This is a genomic window from Roseomonas sp. AR75 (genome assembly GCF_005222815.1).
GTDB lineage: Bacteria > Pseudomonadota > Alphaproteobacteria > Acetobacterales > Acetobacteraceae > Falsiroseomonas.
The window spans coordinates 985,569-1,003,750 of sequence record NZ_STGB01000004.1; the positions used below are offsets into that span (position 1 = coordinate 985,569).

The 18,182-nt window shown below is 71.4% G+C and carries 18 protein-coding genes; 14 read left to right on the forward strand and 4 right to left on the reverse strand.

Annotated elements, in window-relative coordinates; genetic code table 11:
• The first annotated feature begins 90 nt into the window (after positions 1 to 90).
• The 7 genes from E4T13_RS18730 (at position 91) to E4T13_RS18760 (ending at position 7,718) form a co-directional block, all read left to right on the forward strand.
• Entirely contained in the window at positions 91 to 987 is an 897-nt protein-coding gene (locus tag E4T13_RS18730; RefSeq protein ID WP_137179793.1) for a LysR substrate-binding domain-containing protein, read from the forward strand.
• Complete coding sequence (locus E4T13_RS18735) at positions 984 to 2,219, forward strand: FAD-binding oxidoreductase (RefSeq protein WP_137179794.1); 1,236 nt, start codon at positions 984 to 986, stop codon at positions 2,217 to 2,219. Before E4T13_RS18730 ends, E4T13_RS18735 begins: the two co-directional genes overlap by 4 nt.
• A 27-nt stretch (positions 2,220 to 2,246) precedes the next feature.
• Positions 2,247 to 2,924 carry a response regulator transcription factor gene (locus tag E4T13_RS18740; protein ID WP_137179795.1) on the forward strand — a complete coding sequence of 226 codons (678 nt, stop codon included), beginning with the start codon at positions 2,247 to 2,249 and terminating at the stop codon, positions 2,922 to 2,924.
• Positions 2,921 to 4,276 (forward strand): HAMP domain-containing sensor histidine kinase, encoded by a 1,356-nt coding sequence (locus E4T13_RS18745; protein WP_137179796.1) that lies wholly within the window; start codon positions 2,921 to 2,923, stop codon positions 4,274 to 4,276. Before E4T13_RS18740 ends, E4T13_RS18745 begins: the two co-directional genes overlap by 4 nt.
• 102 nt (positions 4,277 to 4,378) lie before the next feature.
• Positions 4,379 to 5,839 carry a trypsin-like peptidase domain-containing protein gene (locus E4T13_RS18750; RefSeq protein WP_137179797.1) on the forward strand — a complete coding sequence of 487 codons (1,461 nt, stop codon included), beginning with the start codon at positions 4,379 to 4,381 and terminating at the stop codon, positions 5,837 to 5,839.
• A 127-nt stretch (positions 5,840 to 5,966) separates the two neighbouring features.
• Positions 5,967 to 6,830, forward strand: a complete 864-nt coding sequence (locus E4T13_RS18755) for a sugar phosphate isomerase/epimerase (RefSeq protein WP_137179798.1) — start codon at positions 5,967 to 5,969, stop codon at positions 6,828 to 6,830.
• An 87-nt stretch (positions 6,831 to 6,917) separates the two neighbouring features.
• Positions 6,918 to 7,718: a shikimate dehydrogenase gene (locus E4T13_RS18760; RefSeq protein ID WP_137179799.1), complete on the forward strand. Its 801-nt coding sequence runs from the start codon at positions 6,918 to 6,920 to the stop codon at positions 7,716 to 7,718.
• Between the two features lies 1 nt (position 7,719).
• Here E4T13_RS18760 and E4T13_RS18765 read toward each other — a convergent pair whose 3' ends face one another.
• Positions 7,720 to 9,456, reverse strand: a complete 1,737-nt coding sequence (locus E4T13_RS18765) for an FAD-dependent oxidoreductase (protein ID WP_240791191.1) — start codon at positions 9,454 to 9,456, stop codon at positions 7,720 to 7,722.
• Positions 9,457 to 9,611: 155 nt separating this feature from the next.
• On the opposite strand from E4T13_RS18765, the gene E4T13_RS18770 reads away from it, so the two are divergent.
• Genes E4T13_RS18770 through E4T13_RS18780 form a run of 3 tightly spaced genes read left to right on the forward strand, consistent with a single transcriptional unit; the run spans position 9,612 to position 12,669 of the window.
• Entirely contained in the window at positions 9,612 to 10,622 is a 1,011-nt protein-coding gene (locus E4T13_RS18770; protein WP_137179800.1) for a tripartite tricarboxylate transporter substrate binding protein, read from the forward strand.
• Between the two features lie 53 nt (positions 10,623 to 10,675).
• A complete protein-coding gene (locus E4T13_RS18775; protein WP_137179801.1) occupies positions 10,676 to 11,167 on the forward strand; it encodes a tripartite tricarboxylate transporter TctB family protein in 492 nt (163 codons plus the stop codon).
• Positions 11,164 to 12,669 (forward strand): tripartite tricarboxylate transporter permease, encoded by a 1,506-nt coding sequence (locus E4T13_RS18780; RefSeq protein WP_137179802.1) that lies wholly within the window; start codon positions 11,164 to 11,166, stop codon positions 12,667 to 12,669. Before E4T13_RS18775 ends, E4T13_RS18780 begins: the two co-directional genes overlap by 4 nt.
• Positions 12,670 to 12,692: 23 nt before the next feature.
• Here E4T13_RS18780 and E4T13_RS18785 read toward each other — a convergent pair whose 3' ends face one another.
• Positions 12,693 to 13,628, reverse strand: coding sequence for a lipid kinase (locus E4T13_RS18785; RefSeq protein WP_137179803.1), 936 nt, complete (start codon positions 13,626 to 13,628; stop codon positions 12,693 to 12,695).
• A 32-nt stretch (positions 13,629 to 13,660) separates the two neighbouring features.
• On the reverse strand, positions 13,661 to 14,407 hold the full coding sequence (locus tag E4T13_RS18790) for a phosphatase PAP2 family protein (RefSeq protein WP_240791192.1): 747 nt from the start codon (positions 14,405 to 14,407) through the stop codon (positions 13,661 to 13,663).
• Positions 14,408 to 14,857: 450 nt separating this feature from the next.
• On the opposite strand from E4T13_RS18790, the gene E4T13_RS18795 reads away from it, so the two are divergent.
• From E4T13_RS18795 to E4T13_RS18810, 4 genes are all read left to right on the forward strand, one after another.
• On the forward strand, positions 14,858 to 15,409 hold the full coding sequence (locus tag E4T13_RS18795; RefSeq protein ID WP_137179804.1) for a superoxide dismutase family protein: 552 nt from the start codon (positions 14,858 to 14,860) through the stop codon (positions 15,407 to 15,409).
• A 176-nt stretch (positions 15,410 to 15,585) separates the two neighbouring features.
• Complete coding sequence (locus tag E4T13_RS18800) at positions 15,586 to 16,830, forward strand: c-type cytochrome (RefSeq protein ID WP_240791193.1); 1,245 nt, start codon at positions 15,586 to 15,588, stop codon at positions 16,828 to 16,830.
• A complete protein-coding gene (locus tag E4T13_RS18805) occupies positions 16,827 to 17,204 on the forward strand; it encodes a cytochrome c family protein (RefSeq protein WP_206030220.1) in 378 nt (125 codons plus the stop codon). The genes E4T13_RS18800 and E4T13_RS18805 overlap by 4 nt, the downstream gene beginning before the upstream one ends.
• Positions 17,205 to 17,322: 118 nt before the next feature.
• Positions 17,323 to 17,769: a helix-turn-helix domain-containing protein gene (locus E4T13_RS18810; protein WP_137179805.1), complete on the forward strand. Its 447-nt coding sequence runs from the start codon at positions 17,323 to 17,325 to the stop codon at positions 17,767 to 17,769.
• A gap of 34 nt (positions 17,770 to 17,803) precedes the next feature.
• Here the strand turns inward: E4T13_RS18810 and E4T13_RS18815 are convergent, their stop codons facing one another.
• Complete coding sequence (locus E4T13_RS18815) at positions 17,804 to 18,028, reverse strand: bacterioferritin-associated ferredoxin (RefSeq protein WP_137179806.1); 225 nt, start codon at positions 18,026 to 18,028, stop codon at positions 17,804 to 17,806.
• Positions 18,029 to 18,182: the final 154 nt, after the last annotated feature.

The window sequence follows — 18,182 nt, forward strand, 5'->3', positions numbered from 1 at the left end:
GTCGGTTCCGTGACACGGATGCTAGGCAGCGGCTGCCCCATGCGTCCAATATCGATTCCGACTGATCCGATAGGAATGGCGAATGATCCGATGGAGCTGAGGCAGCTACGCTACTTCGTCGCCGTGGCGGAGGAACTGCACTTCACCCGGGCCGCGCGCCGGCTCGGCCTGTCCCAGCCGCCGCTCAGCCAGCAGATCCGCCAGATGGAGGAGGAACTGGCGACGCCGCTGTTCGACCGCAGCCGCAAGCGCGTGGCGCTGACCGAGGCGGGTCGGATGATGCTGGACGAAGCGCGCGCCACGCTGGCCCAGGCGGAACGCACGGCGCTGGTCGCGCGGCGGGCGGGACGCGGCGAGGTGGGCGAGCTGCGCGTCGGCCTGTTCGCCTCCGCGCCGCTGCTGCCGGCCTTCGCCCGCACGATCATCGCCTTTCGCGGGACGTTGCCGGATGTCCGGCTGACCCTGCAGGAGGCGCCGACGCTGGCGCAGCTCGATGCGCTGCAGCGGCGGGCGCTGGATGCGGGCTTCCTGCGTTGCCCCTCCGCCGATCATCTGCCGCCGGGTCTCGACACGGTGGAACTGGCGCGCGAGCCTCTGGTGGTTGTGATGCGGCGCGACCATCGGCTGGCGCGACGCGCGGCAACGTTGCCGGTGGCGGCGCTGGCGGAGGAACCGATGATCTTCTTCGCGCGCTCCGTCGGCACCACGCTGCACGAGCAGTTGGCCGCGCTGTGCCGCCGCGCCGGCTTCGCGCCGCGCATCGTGCAGGAAGCGCGCGAGAACTCCACGCTGATGGGCCTGGTGGCGGCGGGGCTCGGCCTGGCGGTGCTGCCGCATTCCCTCTCGCAGATCCGCGTCGGCGGCGTGGTCGTGCGGGTGCTCGACAGCGCGGAGGCGACGACGGTCACTTGGCTCGCCGTGCCGCGCGAAGGACGCACGCAGCTTGCCGGTGCCTTGCTGCGCTGCGCGCGGGCCGCCGCGGCATGAGCACGATCGTCATCGGCGCCGGTGTCGCCGGCCTGTCCGCCGCCTTCCACCTGCTGCGCGCGGGGCGCCAGGTGGAGCTGCTCGACCCGCATGCGCCGGGCGAGGGCGGCGCGTCATGGGGCAATTCGGGCATCCTCAGCGCCGCGCTGGTCGCGCCGCTGACCCAGCCCGGCGTGCTGCGACAATTGCCGCGCTGGCTGCTCGATCCGCTGGGGCCGGTGGCGATCCGGCCGTCCTACCTGCCCGTCGCGCTGCCCTGGCTCGCGCGCTGGATGCGGGCGGGCGGCGCCGGCCGGGCCGAGCATGTCTCCGACGCCATCCAGGCGCTGCATCGCGACACCTTCTCCATTTGGCGCGAGATGGTGGGCGAGGCGCATTTCGGTGCGCTGGTGCGGCAGGCCGGCCAGGTCGTCGGTTTCGAGACACCGCCGGAAGCGGGCGCCGGCGCCCTGGAAGCAAGGCTGCGCCAGCGGCACGGCATCACGGCTGAACCGCTGGACCGCGCGGCGCTGGAGCGGATCTATCCGGGCATCGCGCCCAGCGTGCTGCGCGGCGTGCTGTTGCCTGGCCAGGGCCACATGCTCGATCCCGGCGCGCTGGTCCGACACCTGGCGGAGCACGTGGCAGCGGGGGGCGGGACGTTCGCACGCCTGCGCGTCCGCGGGATTCAGCCGGAGGCGGGCGGCTGGCGCGTCGAGACCGAAGGCGGGGCGCGCCACGCCACGGACATCGTGCTGGCCGCCGGCGCCTGGTCGCGCGCGTTGCTCGCGCCGCTCGGCATCCGCCTGCCGCTGATCGCGGAGCGCGGCTACCACGCCGAACTGCCGCCGCTGCCGCACTCCGCCTTGCCGATCCCGATCTCCTTCCGCAGCCGCGGTCTTGCGCTGACGCCCATGGGCCATGCCCTGCGCGCCTCCGGTACGGTGGAGATCGCGGCACCCGATGCGCCGCCGGCGATGCGCCGCGCCGGCAACCTGGCGGCGCAGGCGCGCGCGCTGTTTCCCGGCATCCCTGAGGGCGAGCCGACCGAATGGATGGGCCCGCGCCCGAGCCTGCCGGATGGGCTGCCGGCGATCGGTGAGGCCGGGCCGCCGGGCCTTTGGCTGTGTTGCGGCCACGGGCATTTCGGCATGACCAGCGCGCCAGCCAGCGGCCGGCTGCTGGCCGCGCTGATGCAGGGCGCGCCGCCGCCGGCCGATCCTGCCCCCTACGCGCCCGGCCGTTTCGGCTGAGCGCCGCATCGGGTCTATGCTGGCATCATGCGAATCCTGGTCATCGAGGACGATTCGGCGACCGCCGACTACATCGCCAAGGGCCTGCGCGAAGCCGGCCACCTGGTGCAGGTGGCGCGCACCGGCAAGGACGGCATGATGCTGGCCGCCAGCGAGAGCTGGGACGTGATCGTCACGGACCGCATGCTGCCCGGCCCCGATGGCCTGACCATCCTGCGCGCGCTGCGCGCCTCCGGCATTGCCACGCCCGTGCTGGTGCTGACGGCGCTGGCGGAGGTGGAGCGCCGCGTCGAAGGGCTGGATGCCGGCGCCGATGACTACCTCGCCAAGCCCTTCGCCTTCAGCGAGCTGCGCGCGCGCATCGACGCGCTGGGCCGTCGCCCCGCGGCATCGCAGGATCCGGTGGCGCTGCGCGTCGGCGACATCGAGATGGACCTGCTGCGCCGCGCGGTGCGCCGCGCCGGCCAGCCGATCGAGCTGATGCCCACGGAGATGCGGCTGCTGGAATACATGATGCGCCGGCCGGGCCAGGTGCTGACCAAGACCATGCTGCTGGAAGGCGTGTGGGACCTGAACTTCGATCCCTCCACCAACCTGGTCGAGGTGCATGTCAGCCGCCTGCGCCGCAAGCTGGCGCTGGAAGGCCTGCCGCCACCGATCCAGACGATCCGCGGCGCCGGCTACATCCTCGGCGAGCGCGGGTGAGCTTCCTGCCGCGCCTGCTGCGCAGCTTCGCGCTGCGTACCGCGCTGCTGACGGCCGCGGGTGTGCTGGGCATCTCGGCGCTCGGCCTCGGCTTCGGCTGGTTGCGCAGTTCCGCGGTGCTGCAGGACGCGCTGGATACCGAGATCCGCCAGCAGGCCGACGAGCTGCTGCGGGAATGGCGCTTCGGCGGCCCGGCCGCGCTGATGCTGGCCGTGGAGCTGCGCACGCGGGAACGCGCGCCGGGCGTGCTGCTGGTGCAGCTCCGCGCGCCGAGCGGAAGCGTCTTCGCCGGCGCCGCGCCGCTGGCGGTGGCGCCGCCGGGCCTGCAGGGCTTCGCCACCATCGCATCCACCGACAGCGAAGGGCCGCTGCGCGCGCTGGGCATCGGCCTGCCGGACGGCTTCCGGCTGATCGTCGCGGCGCGCATGCGGCTGGTGCTGGACACCGCGCAGACCCTCGCCTCCACCCTTCTCGCGGCCGGCGCGCTGGCGGTCCTGCTCGCGCTGGCCTTCGGCCTGTTCACGGCCTGGCGGCTGGAACGCCGGCTGCGCGCGGTCTCCGGCGCGGCCGAGGCGGTGATGCAGGGCGACCTCGCGCGCCGCCTGCCGCTGTCGGGCGCTTCCGACGAGTTCGACCGGCTCGCCGCCACCGTCAATGCGCTGCTGAGCCGGCTGGAGACGGTGATCGAGGGCATGAAGCAGGTGACGGTGGATGTGGCGCATGACCTGCGCGGCCCGCTCTCCCGCCTGCGGCAACGGCTGGAGATTGCGCAGGCGCGGCCGCGCGACGCGGCGGCCGATGCCGCCTTGCTCGACGCCGCGCTGGAGGAGCTGGACGGCATCCTGGCCACCTTCACCGCGCTGCTGCGCATCGCGCAGCTGGAAGCCGGGCCGCCGCTGCCCGGCGGCCAGGCGCCGGTGGTGGATCTCAGCGCCACGGTCGCCACGCTGGCGGAAGCTTATGAGGTGGCGGCCGAGGAAGCGGGCCGCGTCCTCGCCGCGGAGATCGCGCCCGGGCAGCGCGTGCATGGCGACCAGGCGCTGCTGCGGCAGATGCTGTCGAACCTGCTGGACAACGCGCTGGCGCATGGCGGCAGCCACCTCGCCGTGACCCTCCGACCCGGCCCGATACTGGAGGTGACGGATGACGGGCCGGGCATACCGGAAGCGGAACGCCCGCGCGTGCTGCGCCGCTTCTACCGCCTGGACCGCAGCCGCGGCACGCCCGGCAGCGGGCTCGGCCTCGCGTTGGTGGCGGCCGTCGCGCGGCGGCACGGCGCGGAGCCTGTGCTGTCCGATGCGAAGCCGGGGCTGCGCGTGACGGTCGATCTCTCCGCCGCCCGCGCAAGCTGAAAAAGCTTTCAGGCTCGTGTCGGGGACTTTGCAGCCGGCTCTCGCCATTCTCCCCGGTGACGCGTGGCGCAGGGGCGCCGCGCACCAGACAGGAGAGTGAGCATGGACCGTCCCGCTACCGGACCGTCGTTCGGCGCCGGCTTCAATCGCGCCCGTGCGGCGCTGTTCGGCGTGCTGATGGGCACCACGGCGCTGACCGGCCTCGCCTTCTACGCGACGCCCGCGCCCGCCGAGGCGCCGGCAGTCGCCGCGCAGGCGACGCTGCCGAACGGCGCGCCCGCCGCCGGCTTCGCCGCACTGGTGAAGCAGGTGCGGCCCGCCGTGGTGACCGTCACCGTCAGCGGGATGCCCGCGCGCGGCCCGATGGGCCAGCCGATGCCCGGCCGCAGCAGCCAGGCCGTGGGCTCCGGCTTCATCGTGGAGGCGGATGGCTTCATCGTCACCAACAACCACGTCGTGGATGGCGCGCAGCGCGTGACCGTGACGCTGGACGATGGCCGCCGCCTGCCGGCCAACATCGTCGGCCGCGACCCCCGCACCGATGTCGCGCTGCTGAAGGTGGAGGCCGGCGCGCCGCTGCCCTTCGTGCGCATGGGCGATTCCGCGAAGGCGGAGCCCGGCGACTGGGTCGTCGCGATGGGCAATCCCTTCGGCCTCGGCGGCACCGTGACCACGGGCGTTGTCTCGGCGGTCGGCCGCGACATCGGCGCCGGTCCCTATGACGACTTCATCCAGGTGGATGCGCCGATCAACCAGGGCAATTCGGGCGGCCCGCTGTTCTCGCAGGACGGCCGCGTCATCGGCATGAATACGGCGATCTTCAGCCCGAGCGGCGGGTCGGTGGGCATCGGCTTCGCCGTGCCGTCGAACCTGATGCAGCGCATCGTCGCCGACCTGAAGGCAACCGGCCGCGTGGAGCGCGGCTTCGTCGGGGTGGCGACGCAGGGCGTGGACGCCGCGATGGCGAAGGCGCTGCGCATGCCGGAGGCCGAGGATCGCGGCAACACCCGCGGCGCGCTCGTCTCCAACGTGGAGAAGGACAGCCCTGCGGCGAAGGCCGGGCTGCGTGCCGGCGACGTGGTGACCGAGGTGGATGGCCGCGCCGTGACCAGCCCGCGCGACCTGGCGCGCGCCATTGCCGACCAGCGCCCGGGCAGCAAGTCCGCGCTTAAGGTGTGGCGCGATGGCGAGATGCGCACGGTCTCGGTCGAGATCGGCACGCAGCCGGGCGCGCAGGTTGCCTCCCGCCAGGGCGGCGCCGAGGCGGAGCAGCCGCGCATCGGCGTGGCGCTCGCGCCGATCACGCCGGAATCGCGCCGCGCGCTGAACCTCGCCGAGGACGCCAAGGGCGCGGTCGTGGCGCAGGTGATGCCGGACTCGCCGGCGGCGAAGGCCGGGCTGCGCGCGGGCGACGTGATCGTCGGCGTGGGCACCACCGAGACCGCGGATGCGGAGGCCACGGTGAAGGCCATCCGCGAGGCGGCCTCGAACGATGCGGTGGCTCTGCAGGTTCTGCGCAACGGCACGCGCAGCTTCGTGGCCGTGCCGCTCAAGCAGGCCTGATCCCGGACGCGCCGGGGGACAGGGAGGCCGGCGCGAACCGTGACGGGTCGGGCGGGAGGGTGGCGGCGCCACCCTCCCGCTTGCCGTTCCCAACTGCCAGGATGCGCTTTCCGAGCGGGAGGGCGCGATGCGGATCGGGATAGACTCCTACTGCTACCATCGCCAGTTCGGCGACTGGTATCCGGGCCTGCAGCAGGACCCCGGCTGGCGCATGACGGTCTGGGACTTCCTGGAGCGCGCCGCGTCGCATGGCGTGGCGGGCGTGTCGCTCGAGGCGTGCTACCTGCCGCTCGATGCGGCGAGTCTGGCGCGCATCCGCGACCGGTTGGTTGCGCTGGGGCTTGAGGCGGTCTGGGCCTGGGGGCATCCGGACGGGCTGCGCTCCGGCACCGATCCCGAGGCTGCGGCGGACCTGCTGCGCCATATCGGCATCGCGCGCGCGGTCGGCGCGAAGGTGATGCGCATCTGCGCCGGCAGTCGCCGCACGCGTCCGGCTACCTGGGCCGAGCATCGCGCGCAGCTGCTGCCCATGCTGACGCCGCTGGTGGCGGAGGCCGAGCGGCAGGGCGTGGTGCTGGCGATCGAGAACCACATCGACCTTCTGGCGGCGGAACTGGCGGAGATCGTCACCAGCATCGGCTCGCCGCATCTCGGCGTCTGCCTGGACACCGCCAACAATCTGCGGATGTTCGAGGATCCGGTGAAGGTCGCCGCGCTGCTCGCGCCCTTCACCCGCGCCACGCATGTGAAGAACATCACGGCGCGGCGCGGGCAGGACCCCCGGACCTTCGCCTTCTGGCCGAGCGTGCCGCTGGATGGAGGGCTGGTCGATTTGGACGCCGTGCTGCGCCTGCTGCGCGATGCCGGCTATGGCGGGCTGCTGGCGCTGGAGATCGACTATCTCGATCCCGACCAAGGCGAGGATGAGGAACCTGCCATCGAACGCAGCCTGGCGTGGCTGCGGCGCTCGGTTGGGGCGCTGACGGACTGACGGCGGCTTGTCCCGATGGCGGCTGCAATGTGGAATGGCGGCGACCACGGGGGAAGGGCAGGCCATGCGCCAGCGGGACACACGGCGATGATCGCGCTGGATGGCGAGACGCGGCTTCACGTGATCATCGGCGACCCCATTGCGCAGGTGAAGTCGCCGGGCGGCGTGACGCGCAGCTTCGTCGCACGTGGCCGCAATGCCGCGATGCTGCCGGTCCATGTGCCCGCCTCGGATTTCGATGCCTTCGTCCGCGGCGCCGGCACGGCGCGCAACCTGGATGGGCTGACGATCACGGTGCCGCACAAATTCGCGGCCGCCCGGCATTGCGCCACGCTGACCGATCGGGCGCGGCTGCTGGGCGCCGTCAACGTGATGCGGCGCAACCCGGATCGGTCCTGGCATGGCGACATGCTGGATGGCGCGGGCATGGTGGCCGCGATTCGCGCGGCAGGTGGCGATCCTGCCGGGCGCGATGCGCTGCTGGTCGGCGCCGGCGGCGCCGGCACGGCGATTGCCCAGGCGCTGCTGCAGGCCGGTGTCGTGTCCCTCGCCTTGCATGATTCCGACGCGACGCGGGTGGAGGCGCTGCTGGCGCGGCTGCGGCCCGTTGCAGGCGGCGCCAGGCTGCGCGCGCTGCCGGCCGCTGAGCCGGCGGGCTGCACGCTGGTGGTGAATGCGACGCCTTCGGGGATGCGGCCCGAGGACCCGATTCCGGTGCCGGCCTCCTGCCTGCGCGCCGACATGTTCGTCGCCGACGTCATCACCGCGCCCGAGGTCACGCCGCTGATCGCCGCGGCGCGGGCCCTGGGCTGCGGGACCTCCACCGGCCTCGACATGTTCGCCGCGCAAGTGGAGCTGATCGCGGAATTCCTGCTTGGCGGCGCGTGACCTATTCCCGTGCCGCCGCGTGGCGCGCGGCGATGTAGGCGAAGGTCAGCGCGGGGCCGATGGTGATGCCCGGCGCAGGATAGACGCCGCCCATGACCGACTGCATGTCGTTGCCGCAGGCATAGAGGCCGCCGATCGGGCGGTCCTCCGGCCCCAGCACCTGCGCATCCGTATCGGTCAGCAGCCCCGTCGCCGCTCCGATGTCGCCCGGCAGCAGGCGCAGCGCATAGAAGGGTGGCGTGCCGATCGTGCCGAGGTTCGGGTTCGGCAGGCCCCGCGTGGCGTCGCCATTGGCGCGGTGATAGGGCGTGCTGCCGCGGGCGAAATCGAGATCCTCGCCGCTTGCGGCAAAGGCGTTCATGCGCGCCACCGTTTCCCCTAGCCCGGCCGCATCGATGCCGAGCTTCGCAGCCAGCGCGGCCAGCGTCGGTGCTTCCGTCAGGTAGCCATCGGAAAGCCAGGCGGCGAGGCCGCGCCCGCCGGGCCGGACCATGCCCATCCCGTAGCGCCGCAGACCGTCGCTGTCGGTGACCAGGAAGCAGGGAATGCTCGGCACCGTCGCGTGGGCGGCGTACATCGCGCGCACGAAGAGGTGGTAGGACGTCGCCTCGTTCACGAAGCGCCGGCCCGCGGCATTCACCGCGATGACGCCGGGCTTGCCGCGGTCCAGCACGAAATGCGGGAACACCGCCATGCTGCCATCGGCGCGCCGGCGCACCGAGACCGGCGCCCAGAACGCATTGTCCGCGGCGCCGGTGCCGTAGCGCGCGCCGAGCGCGAGGGCGAGGTCATGCATCTCTCCGGTCAGGCCCGGCGCGGCCGGGCTGAAGGCAGCGACCGGCGCCGGCAACATCGACGCGCGGCGCTCAGGATGGCGATTGAAGCCACCGGTCGCCAGGATCACGCCGCGCCGCGCCAGCACGCGCCAGCGCCGGCCCCGCCGGGACAGCACCACGCCCTCCACGCCGCGCTCCCCGTGCAGCAACTCCTCCACCTTCGTCTCAGTCAGGATCGGTACCTTGCGGGCGTCGAGTGAGGCGAGCAGGCGGCCGACCAGCGCATTGCCCATCAGCATGCGGGTGCCGCGCTTGTGGCGCAGCCGATCCGCGGCGTAGCGGCCGAGCAGGCGCGCCGCGTGGCGGAAGGACGCCCAGGACCTAGTCATGTTCAGCAAATGCGGGATGTCGTCGCGATCCACCATCATCCCGCCGAGCACGGTGAATTCCGGGATGGGCGGGCGGACCAGCGCCAGGCGCGCGCCCAGCACCCTGCCGTCGAAGGGCAGCGGCTCCAGAGCGCGGCCGCGCAGCGAGGCGCCGGGGACTTCCTGGATGTAGTCGGGATGCAGCGGCCGCGCGCGGAAGCGCACCAGTGTCTCCGCCTCCAGCCTCGCGACGGCGCGCGGCCCGTTGGTCAGGAAGGCTTGCCGCATGGCCTCGCTGGAATGGTTGCCCACGGCGTTCCGCAGGAAATCCGCGGCGGCACCCGCATCGTCCTCGGCTGCGCCGACTTCGGCCGCATGGGTCGTGCCGGGGATCCAGGTGGTGCCGGCGGACCACGCGGTGGTGCCGCCGAGCAGCGGCGTGTGCTCCACCAGAAGGGCGTCCAGGCCCTCGAGCGCGGCGAAGAGCGCGGCGGCCATGCCGGCGCCGCCAGCACCGACCACGACCACGTCGCGCGTCTCGGTCTCCATGTCGCCGGGACCCTTCCCCTTCTGCGTCCCGGCCGGGTAGGGCATTCCCGATTCCCGCGCAATTCGGCGACGACGCTTGCCGCATGCGCCGAGGGAAGGCAGAGGATGGTTCCCACGGGCGCAGGCTGACGGCAGGATGCCCCGGTTCGCGATTTGGCGCGGCAGGGGCCGCCGCCGTACAGGACGAGGGAGGAAAAGACATGATCACCCGCAGGAGCCTCGGCGGCCTTGCCGCGCTTCCGCTGCTCGCCGGAAGCCGGATGGCGGCGGCGCAGGAGGCCTATCCCACGCGCGACCTGCTCGGCCTGATCCAGTGGGGCGCGGGCGGGGCGACCGACGTCACCGCCCGTGCCGTCACGCCGCATGTCGAACAGGCGCTCGGCGCGAAGATCGTGCTGCAGAACCGGCCCGGCGGCAGCGGCGCCATCGCGATGACTGCGGTGCACACCGCGCCGGCCGATGGCTACACGCTGCTCTACGCGGCGGAGAATCCGCTGCTGTATGGCGTGCTGAACCTGTCCCGCATCGACCTGGTGAACGAGTTCTACGCGGTCAATGTGCTCGCGCGCGGCGTGCCCGTCATCGTCGTCAATGCCGACAAGCCCTGGCGCACGCTGAAGGACCTTGTAGCGGACATGCGGGCGAATCCCGGCCGCATCCGCATGGCCGGCACCGGCCCGGGCGGCCAGCCGCATGTGGTCAGTTCCATGCTCTCCTCGCTCGGCAACATCCGCCACATCTCGATCCCCTTCGATGGCGAAGGGCCGGGGCTGACGGCGCTGCAGGGCGGCCACGCCGACTTCATGCCTGCCGGCTCCGGTGCCGCGGCGCAGCATGTGCGCGCCGGCCGCCTGCGTGCGCTGGCGGTATGGAATACCGAGCCGCTGCCGAGCTTCCCGGGCGTGCCGCCCGCGACCGCGGATTTCCCGGAGTTGGCGCGCTTCATGCCCTGGGGGTCGTTCTACGGTGTGTGGGTCCGCCGCAGCGTTCCGGAGGACCGTCGCGCCAAGCTGGTTGCCGCGTTCAAGGCCGGCGCGTCCAATCCGCAATTCGTCGAGCTGATGCAGGGCAACGGCAACGTCGTGATGAACATCTCCGGCGATGAGGCGGACAACTTCCTCAAGCGCTGGCAGTCCGTGACCACCTGGACGCTGCAGGAGGCCGGCGCGGCGCGCACCTCGCCGGCCGAGCTCGGCATTCCCCGGCCGTGAAAAGCGGGCGCCCCGGCTGACCCGGCCGGGGCGCCGCCAAGGGGAGGTTTGCCATGGAAGAGACCACGCGCCGGCGGCAACCGGGCGAGACGGTGTTCGGCTATCTGCTGCTGCTGTTTGGGCTCTTCGTCGCCACCGAGGGCTACCGCATCGACGGGCTGTACTCGCCGAGCGCCGCGGGCATGTTCCCGGCGCTGGCCGGGGGCGTGATGGCGCTGTCGGCGCTCGCCATCATCCGGCGCACCCATCGGATGAAGCCGGCCCACATACCCGAAGGCTCTGGCACCGCGCGCGAATTCCTGCGACGCACCACGCCGACGGACGTCGCGGTGATGGCGCTGCTCATGCTCGGCTACATGCTGGCACTGGAACCCTTCGGCTTTCCGGTTGCGTCCTTCGTGTTCCTGTTCCTGGCGATCTTCTACCTGCATCGCGGTTCCCTGCTCGCCACGCTGCTGATCTCCGCGGGAACGCTCGCCGCGGTGTATCTCGTGTTCCGCGTGCTGTTCACCGTCGTGCTGCCGACGGGTTGGCTGTTCCGATGAGCGAGGGCCTCACCTATTTCCTGATGTCCTGGACGGATCCGAAGCTGCTGCTGCTGACCGCGGCCGGCACCTTCGCCGGCATCTATATCGGCGCGATCCCAGGCCTCTCCGTCACGATGGCCGCTTCCATCCTGATCTCCTTCACCTTCTCCTGGGACGTGAACCCGGCCCTGGCGTTGATCGCCGGCGTCTACATGGGCGGCGTCTATGGCGGATCGCGCAGCGCGATCCTGCTGAACATCCCCGGCGCGCCGGCGGCGATCGCCACGGCGCTGGATGGCTTCCCGCTGGCGAAGCGCGGCGAGGCCGGTGTCGCGATCGGACTGACGACCGTCACCTCCTTCTTCGGCGGCTTCGTCGGCATCATCGCGCTGGCCGTCGCGGCGCCCGCGATCTCGGAATTCGCGCTGCTGTTCGCGCCGCGCGACTACCTGCTGCTGGCGATGATGGGCCTGCTGCTGGTGGGCAGCCTGTCCGGCGAATCGCTCGCCAAGGGCCTCTATGCCGGCGCGCTCGGCATCGCGCTCGGCATGGTGGGCATGGACCCGATGACGGCGGAGGGCCGGTTCACCTTCGGCACGGTGCAGCTGATGGGCGGCATTCCCTATGTCGCCGCGATGATCGGCTTTTTCGGCGTGTCGGAGGCGCTGGCGCAGCTGCACAACCTGAAGGTCGCGCCGGTCAAGCAGAATGTCTCTCGCATCCTGCCCTCCTGGTCGCTGCTGCGGCGCTACATGCCGCTGTCGCTGCGCAGTTCCGCGATCGGCGTGGTGATCGGCGCGCTGCCGGGCACGGGCGGCGACATCGCCGCTCTGATGGCCTATGATCAGGCGAAGCGGACGGTGAAGAATCCCTCCCGGCCCTTCGGGGAGGGCGCCTATGAAGGCGTCGTTGCGCCGGAATCGGCGAACAACGCCGCGGTGGGCGGCGCCTACATCCCGATGCTGACGCTGGGCATACCCGGTGATGCCGTGACCGCGGTGATCATCGGCGCGCTGTTCATCCACGGGCTGAAGCCCGGCCCGATGCTGATGATCGAGACGCCGCACCTGTTCTGGTTCACCGTCGGCAACCTGACGCTCGCCAATGTCTTCATGCTGATCTTCGGCCTCACCGGCGTCCGGATTTTCGCCAAGGTTGTGGAGACGCCGCCGGGCATCCTCATCCCGCTGATCATGATCCTGTCCGTGGTCGGGACCTACGCGATCCAGAACAGCGTCGTGGATGTGTACTGGATGCTGGGCTTCGGCATCTTCGGCTACTTCCTGAGGACCTACGGGTTCCAGGTCGGCCCGGTGGTACTCGGCATGATCCTGGGCCCGCTGATGGATACATCCTATCGCCGCGCAATGATCTCGGCGGGGGACGACCCGATCGCCTTCGCACTGGAATTCGTGACCAGCCCTCTCTCGCTGGTGCTGACGCTGGCCGTGACGCTTCTGCTGCTGGGCCAGACGCCAGTTTGGCGCGGGCTCAAGGGCCGCCTTACACGCCAGGGCTGATGGCCCCCACAGGCCGTCACATGCTATCGCGCCGGCTCCCGTCCTCCCGAAGCATCAGGCTGGTCTTCGGGCACAAGCACCTCCACCGCCTGGCGCAGGATCCGGAACCGCGCCGGCGTGGTGGTGAGCAACTCGCCATCCGCATCCACCTTGCGCGCGCGGCGGGTGTGGATCTCGACCTCGTCGCAGGCGAGGGTGCGCACCTGGCGCCAGCGCCCGTGCTGGCCGCGGCGCAGTGCGGGCAGGATCGGTGCGAGCCACCAGGCGCGATCGAACTCCAGGCTGTAGAGATGCAACAGGCCGTCATCCGGCTCGGCGGTCTCCTCCACCACCATGCCGGCGCCGTAGTAGCGGCCGTTGCCGACCGCGACCTGCAGCGTGCGCACGACGTCCACCTTGTCGCCGCAGCGGATCTCCACCCGGAAGGGCCGGAAGCGCGGCAAGGCGCGCAGGGCGGCAAGAGCGTAGGCCAGCCTGCCCCAGCGCCGCTTCAGGTCCGTCGTCAACTCACGGGTGATCGCGACGCTCAGCCCGATGCTCGCGACGTTGAAGAAGGGACGGCCATTGACCTCGCCCAGGTCGATGCTGCGCCGGTTACCCGCGAGGATGATCCGGGCCGCTTCGTTCGCATCCGGCGGGATGCCGAGGGTGCGCGCAAGGTCGTTCGCCGTGCCCAAGGGCAGGATGCCGAGTGGCAGCCCGACGTCGCGCATGGCGGCGGCGGCCGCATTCATCGTGCCGTCGCCGCCGCCCAGCACGACCAGATCCACCTCGCTCGCCATCCGGCGGATGAGATCCGGCATCGCGGCGTGCCCGGGCCAGGCGTGATGCGCCAGGCGCAGGCCGCCGGCGGCGAGCACATCCACCGCCTGGCGCATCGCATGCCGGGCCTCGCGGCTCTTGGCGTGACAGATCAGCAGGGCTCGGCGGGCTTCGCCCGACGGCAGACTCGCGTTCATTCCAACTCTCTCCGGCACACGTCGCGCAGCGATCAAAGCGTTCCGGCTCCGGCTTGGTTCCGCGTCCGCTCGATGCGACCGGATCGCTGCAGCAGCCGTGCGACGAGCCAGGACGCCAGGGCCCATGCCGCACCGATGGTCCAGCCGGCGAGGACGTCGCTCGGCCAATGCACGCCCAGATAGATGCGCGTGATGCCGACCAGCAGCGTGAGCAGGATCGCCGTCGACAGCACGTAGAGCTTGAGTCGCAGCCGAGGTTCGACCCGCGCGAGGAGCACGCCCAGGGTGAGATAGACCACCGCCGCCATCATGGAGTGTCCGCTGGGAAAGCTGGCGGTGGCGACATGCATGCCGTGCGGCACCAGATCTGGCCGCGGTCGGTCGAACAGGTCCTTCAGGGCGAAGCTGACAAGCATGCCGCTGAGGGTCGCACCCAGCAGAAGCCAGGCGGCGCCGTGCAGTCCGCGAAGCCACAGGAAGGCGGCGACGGCCAGCGTCAGCAGGGCAAGCACCACCGTGCTGCCGAGCGCCGTCAGGTCGCGGCCCGTCTCTTCCAGCCATGGCGGCCCGAGCGGATCTGCGGGGTTGCCGGGGGCACGCAGCAGCAGCAACAGCGCGCGGTCGGCGGCGACGGTGTCGCCTTCGAGCACCTCGCCGGCGAGCTCGGCGAAGGCCCAGATTCCGGCGGCGGCCAGCAGCATCACGACCACCGTGCGCGCTTCCACGCGATCCGCGATCGCGTCGGCGGCCCACCGCAGCTTGCGTCTGCCCGATGGCACAGCGCCGGGTTCCCGAGGCTCCCGCAGCCTGGTGACCTTCACCTCTTCCGGTGTCGGCTTCGCTTCGCCAGTGCTGCCACCTTCCGGCATGACCGTCGCCGCACTGTCCCGCGCCGTGCGTCGCCATGGAAAGTCGCCGACCATCCTCGCCACGAAGCGCGCCCCATGCTCTCGTGCGGCGTTCCTTCGCCACCGGGGGCCTCCAACGCCCGGCGGCGAACCATTGTTCCGGCGCAGCGCGGCAGCGCGCGGAACCTGTGCCACCTGGACCGGTTGAGGCATGCGCGCCGGGACGGCATCGCGATCGGCAGGCGGTTCACGATGCCGACAGCGGCGCGGCGCGGCTCCGCCGGCAGCACTGGATCAAGTCGGGGTTACGTAGCAGCGCGGATTTCGCAGCGGCGCCGGACCGCGCACATGCGTTCTCCCTTCAGCACATGGAGACCTCCGATGCGTCTGTTGGCCGGCCTTGCCGTGGTCGTCGCCCTGCCCTTCTCGGGCGCCGCGGCGCAGTCCTCCCTGCAGCCGAGCCTGCCCTCCGGCACGCAGCAGGCGCAGGCGAGCTTCGTGAACGCGCAGGGCCAGCAGGTCGGCACGGCGCACCTCGCGCAGACACCGGCCGGCGTGCTGATCACGCTCGACCTGCGCAACCTCTCGCCCGGCGTTCATGCGTTCCACATTCATCAGACCGGGCGCTGCGACGCATCCGGCGGCTTCCAGTCCGCGGGGGGCCATTATGCGCCGCGCGGGAATCAGCATGGCTATCTGGTGCAGGGCGGGTCCCATGCCGGCGACATGCCGAATCAGCTTGCCGCCCAGGACGGCACGCTGCGCGCGCAGGTGCTGAACGACAAGGTGACGCTGGGCCAGGGCGAAGGCTCGCTGTTCGATTCCGATGGATCGGCGCTGATGCTGCATGGCCAAGCGGATGATTACCGCAGCCAGCCTGCCGGAGATGCCGGCAGCCGGGTAGCCTGTGGCGTGATCGAACGTCGCGGTTGATCGCCGCGCCCATTGCGGTTCCGGAGCCTCGCCTTCCGCCACGCCAAGCACGCCAATGAGGCGGGCGCCCCCGCAGCAACGGCAGGCACACCCGTGGCGTTCCGATGCGCGGAGGGCGCTGCCGTGGTGCGAGGAAGATCTGCGATCGAGCCATTCGCGGTGGTGCCCGCCGCACCATGACGGAACTTCGCCGCGACGAAGCCGCGCTGTCGCGGTCACGGATGCGCGCCTGGATCGATGCATTCCGCATGGATTTCGGCGACCTTGTGCTGCATCTCCTGCTGCACTGGCGGCTGATCCTCGGGCTGCTGGCCGCCGCCCTGGTCGGCGCGGTACTGTTCGCGTGGTCGGGCTTCTACAGCGTCGCGGCCAGCACCGGCCACTATCCCTTCTTCCGCAGCTTCCTGGCCTTCGCGCTGGAACGGTCGGTGGAATGGCACGCCGATGACGAGCGCGCTCCGCCGCTGGACGATCCGGCCATGGTGCGGCGAGGAGCGGGCCACTACCAGGGCGGCTGCGCGCCCTGCCACGGCGCGCCCGGCCATGCGCGCAATCCCATCACCCGGCGGATGCTGCCGGAACCGCCCTACCTGCCGGATGTGGTCGCGCGCTGGACGCCCGCTCAGCAATTCTGGATCGTGCGGCACGGGATCAAATATGCGGGCATGCCGGCCTGGGTCGCCCTGGGGCGGGAGGACGAGGTGTGGTCCGTCGTCGCCTTCATGCAGCAGCTTCCCGGCATGGATGCGTCGCGCTATCGCACGCTCGCCTTCGGCGACACCGCCTCCGAGACAACGCAGGCGGCGGAGGGGTTGCGCTTGCTGCTGCTGAACGGCCCCGCCGGCAATGGCATCGCGGCCTGCGCGCGCTGCCATGGCATCGGCGGCGACGGCGCAAGCGGCGCGTTCCCGAGATTGGACATCCAGGAGGCGGACTATCTCTACGAGGCGTTGAAGGGCTACGCGCTGGGTGTGCGACCGAGTGGCATCATGCAGCCGGTCGCAGCCGAACTGAACGACGCGGAGATGCGCCTGCTGGCAGAGCATTATGCCAGCCAGCCGCCTCGGCTGCCTGAGTTGGTGGCGCCGTCGGAGCAACGCGCGCTGGGCGAGCGCATCGCCCTGCAGGGCATGCGCGAACGCGGCGTCGCCGCATGCGCGGCCTGTCACGGCCCGAGGCAGGGCCCGTCGCAGCCGCTCTATCCGCGGCTTGAAGGGCAGCACGCCTCCTACATCGCGCAGCAATTGCGGCTGTGGATGAGCGGGGTGCGCGGCGGCCGTCGCGAGACGCCGCTGGCGCATGTGATGGCGCGCGCCGTCGGGATGGACCCGCGCAATCCGCCCGCGAGCGCGCCGCTCGACGAGGCCAGCATACAGGCCGTGGCGGCGTGGTACGCCGCACGGCCGGCGGCCGGGCAATGAACATCCTGCCGGGGTGGGCTGCGGCGCTGTGCAGCCTCGTGTGGCTCGCCAGCTGCGGTCCGGGCGACGTCGGCGAAGCGTCAGCCCTGGTCGAGGGGGATCCGGTAAGCGGACGGCGTATCATCGCGCGGCTGGAATGCGGTGCCTGCCATGCGATACCCGGGGTGCGGCCGGCCCGGGGTCGCGTCGGGCCGACCCTGCACGGCTTCGCGCGGCGCGGCTACATCGCCGGGCAGTTTCCGAACCGTCCCGCCGTGCTGGTGCAATGGATCGCCGATGCGCCGCGGTTGGATCCACGCACCGCCATGCCTGCCTTCCGCCTGAGTGCGCGCGAGACACGTGACATCGCGTCCTATCTCTACACGTTGCGGTGAGGGCGCAGTTCGGGCCGAGGGCGAGCACGCCTTCGCAAACCCGCTCGCGTCTGGTCGTCGCCTCGGAGCCGGGGCCACTCTATCTCCGTGTCATCAGCCCGGATGGAGGCGCAGCGTGATGGAAAGACTCTCGATCGGCGAGCTCGCCCGCGCCACGGGTGTGAAGCCCACGACGATCCGCTGGTATGAGCAGGAGGGGTGGCTGCCGCCGCCGTCCCGCACCGGCGGCGGCCATCGCAGCTATGGCGAGGCTCATCTGCGCCGGCTCGGCTTCATCCGCCATGCCAGGGAACTCGGCTTCGACAGCCAGGCGATCCGCGCGCTTCTGGATCTGGCCGAGCATCCCGGCGCCGATTGTGGCGCCGCGCATGCCTTGGCCATCGCGCAGATCGCCGCGATCGATGCCCGCATGCGGCGGCTTGCCGCGCTGCGCGCGGAACTGGCCCGGATGGCGGAAAGCTGTGCGGGCGGCGTCATCGGCGACTGCCGCGTGATCGAGACACTGGCCGATTTCGGGCACGGCCATTGCAGCGATCCCGGCCACGGGACGCAGGCCGGCCGGTAGCCATCGATCTGCGGCGGCGGGATCGCAGCGCCGCTCAGGATGCGGCGTTGGCGGCGAGCCCTTCGCGCAGGATCGACAGCATCAGGCGCGTGCAGTTCGCGCATTGCGCCCCGCAGCCGCAGGTGGCGAAGACATCCTTCGGCCGGGTCGCGCCCGCAGCCGCGGCGGCACGGACTTGCCCGTCGGTCAGGGCATTGCAGAGGCAGACATACACGCCGGCGATCTCCTGCGTTGTGTGGGCGGTCCTGGCGGACCGCATGGGCTGGCCGTGTCGATCTACCGCAATTGCGAGTGAGTCGCAACATGCTAAAGTGCCTCTCAGGCCATCTTGTGAATGAGACTCACTCGCAGTAATGCTTGCCGCCCGCGCCGTGCAGGCGCCCGCCCGAGGATCATCGCGATGGCCGGAACGT

Excerpts from the sequence above, each read along its gene's own strand:
- E4T13_RS18760 (WP_137179799.1), top strand. The coding sequence starts at position 6,918 with ATGATCGCGCTGGATGGCGAGACGCGGCTTCACGTGATCATCGGCGAC.
- E4T13_RS18750 (WP_137179797.1), top strand. The coding sequence starts at position 4,379 with ATGGACCGTCCCGCTACCGGACCGTCGTTCGGCGCCGGCTTCAATCGC.
- E4T13_RS18770 (WP_137179800.1), top strand. The coding sequence starts at position 9,612 with ATGATCACCCGCAGGAGCCTCGGCGGCCTTGCCGCGCTTCCGCTGCTC.
- E4T13_RS18730 (WP_137179793.1), top strand. The coding sequence starts at position 91 with ATGGAGCTGAGGCAGCTACGCTACTTCGTCGCCGTGGCGGAGGAACTG.
- E4T13_RS18740 (WP_137179795.1), top strand. The coding sequence starts at position 2,247 with ATGCGAATCCTGGTCATCGAGGACGATTCGGCGACCGCCGACTACATC.
- E4T13_RS18805 (WP_206030220.1), top strand. The coding sequence starts at position 16,827 with ATGAACATCCTGCCGGGGTGGGCTGCGGCGCTGTGCAGCCTCGTGTGG.
- E4T13_RS18780 (WP_137179802.1), top strand. The coding sequence starts at position 11,164 with ATGAGCGAGGGCCTCACCTATTTCCTGATGTCCTGGACGGATCCGAAG.
- E4T13_RS18785 (WP_137179803.1), bottom strand. The coding sequence starts at position 13,628 with ATGAACGCGAGTCTGCCGTCGGGCGAAGCCCGCCGAGCCCTGCTGATC.
- E4T13_RS18755 (WP_137179798.1), top strand. The coding sequence starts at position 5,967 with ATGCGGATCGGGATAGACTCCTACTGCTACCATCGCCAGTTCGGCGAC.
- E4T13_RS18765 (WP_240791191.1), bottom strand. The coding sequence starts at position 9,456 with ATGCCCTACCCGGCCGGGACGCAGAAGGGGAAGGGTCCCGGCGACATG.
- E4T13_RS18810 (WP_137179805.1), top strand. The coding sequence starts at position 17,323 with ATGGAAAGACTCTCGATCGGCGAGCTCGCCCGCGCCACGGGTGTGAAG.
- E4T13_RS18775 (WP_137179801.1), top strand. The coding sequence starts at position 10,676 with ATGGAAGAGACCACGCGCCGGCGGCAACCGGGCGAGACGGTGTTCGGC.
- E4T13_RS18800 (WP_240791193.1), top strand. The coding sequence starts at position 15,586 with ATGACGGAACTTCGCCGCGACGAAGCCGCGCTGTCGCGGTCACGGATG.
- E4T13_RS18815 (WP_137179806.1), bottom strand. The coding sequence starts at position 18,028 with ATGCGGTCCGCCAGGACCGCCCACACAACGCAGGAGATCGCCGGCGTG.
- E4T13_RS18735 (WP_137179794.1), top strand. The coding sequence starts at position 984 with ATGAGCACGATCGTCATCGGCGCCGGTGTCGCCGGCCTGTCCGCCGCC.
- E4T13_RS18795 (WP_137179804.1), top strand. The coding sequence starts at position 14,858 with ATGCGTCTGTTGGCCGGCCTTGCCGTGGTCGTCGCCCTGCCCTTCTCG.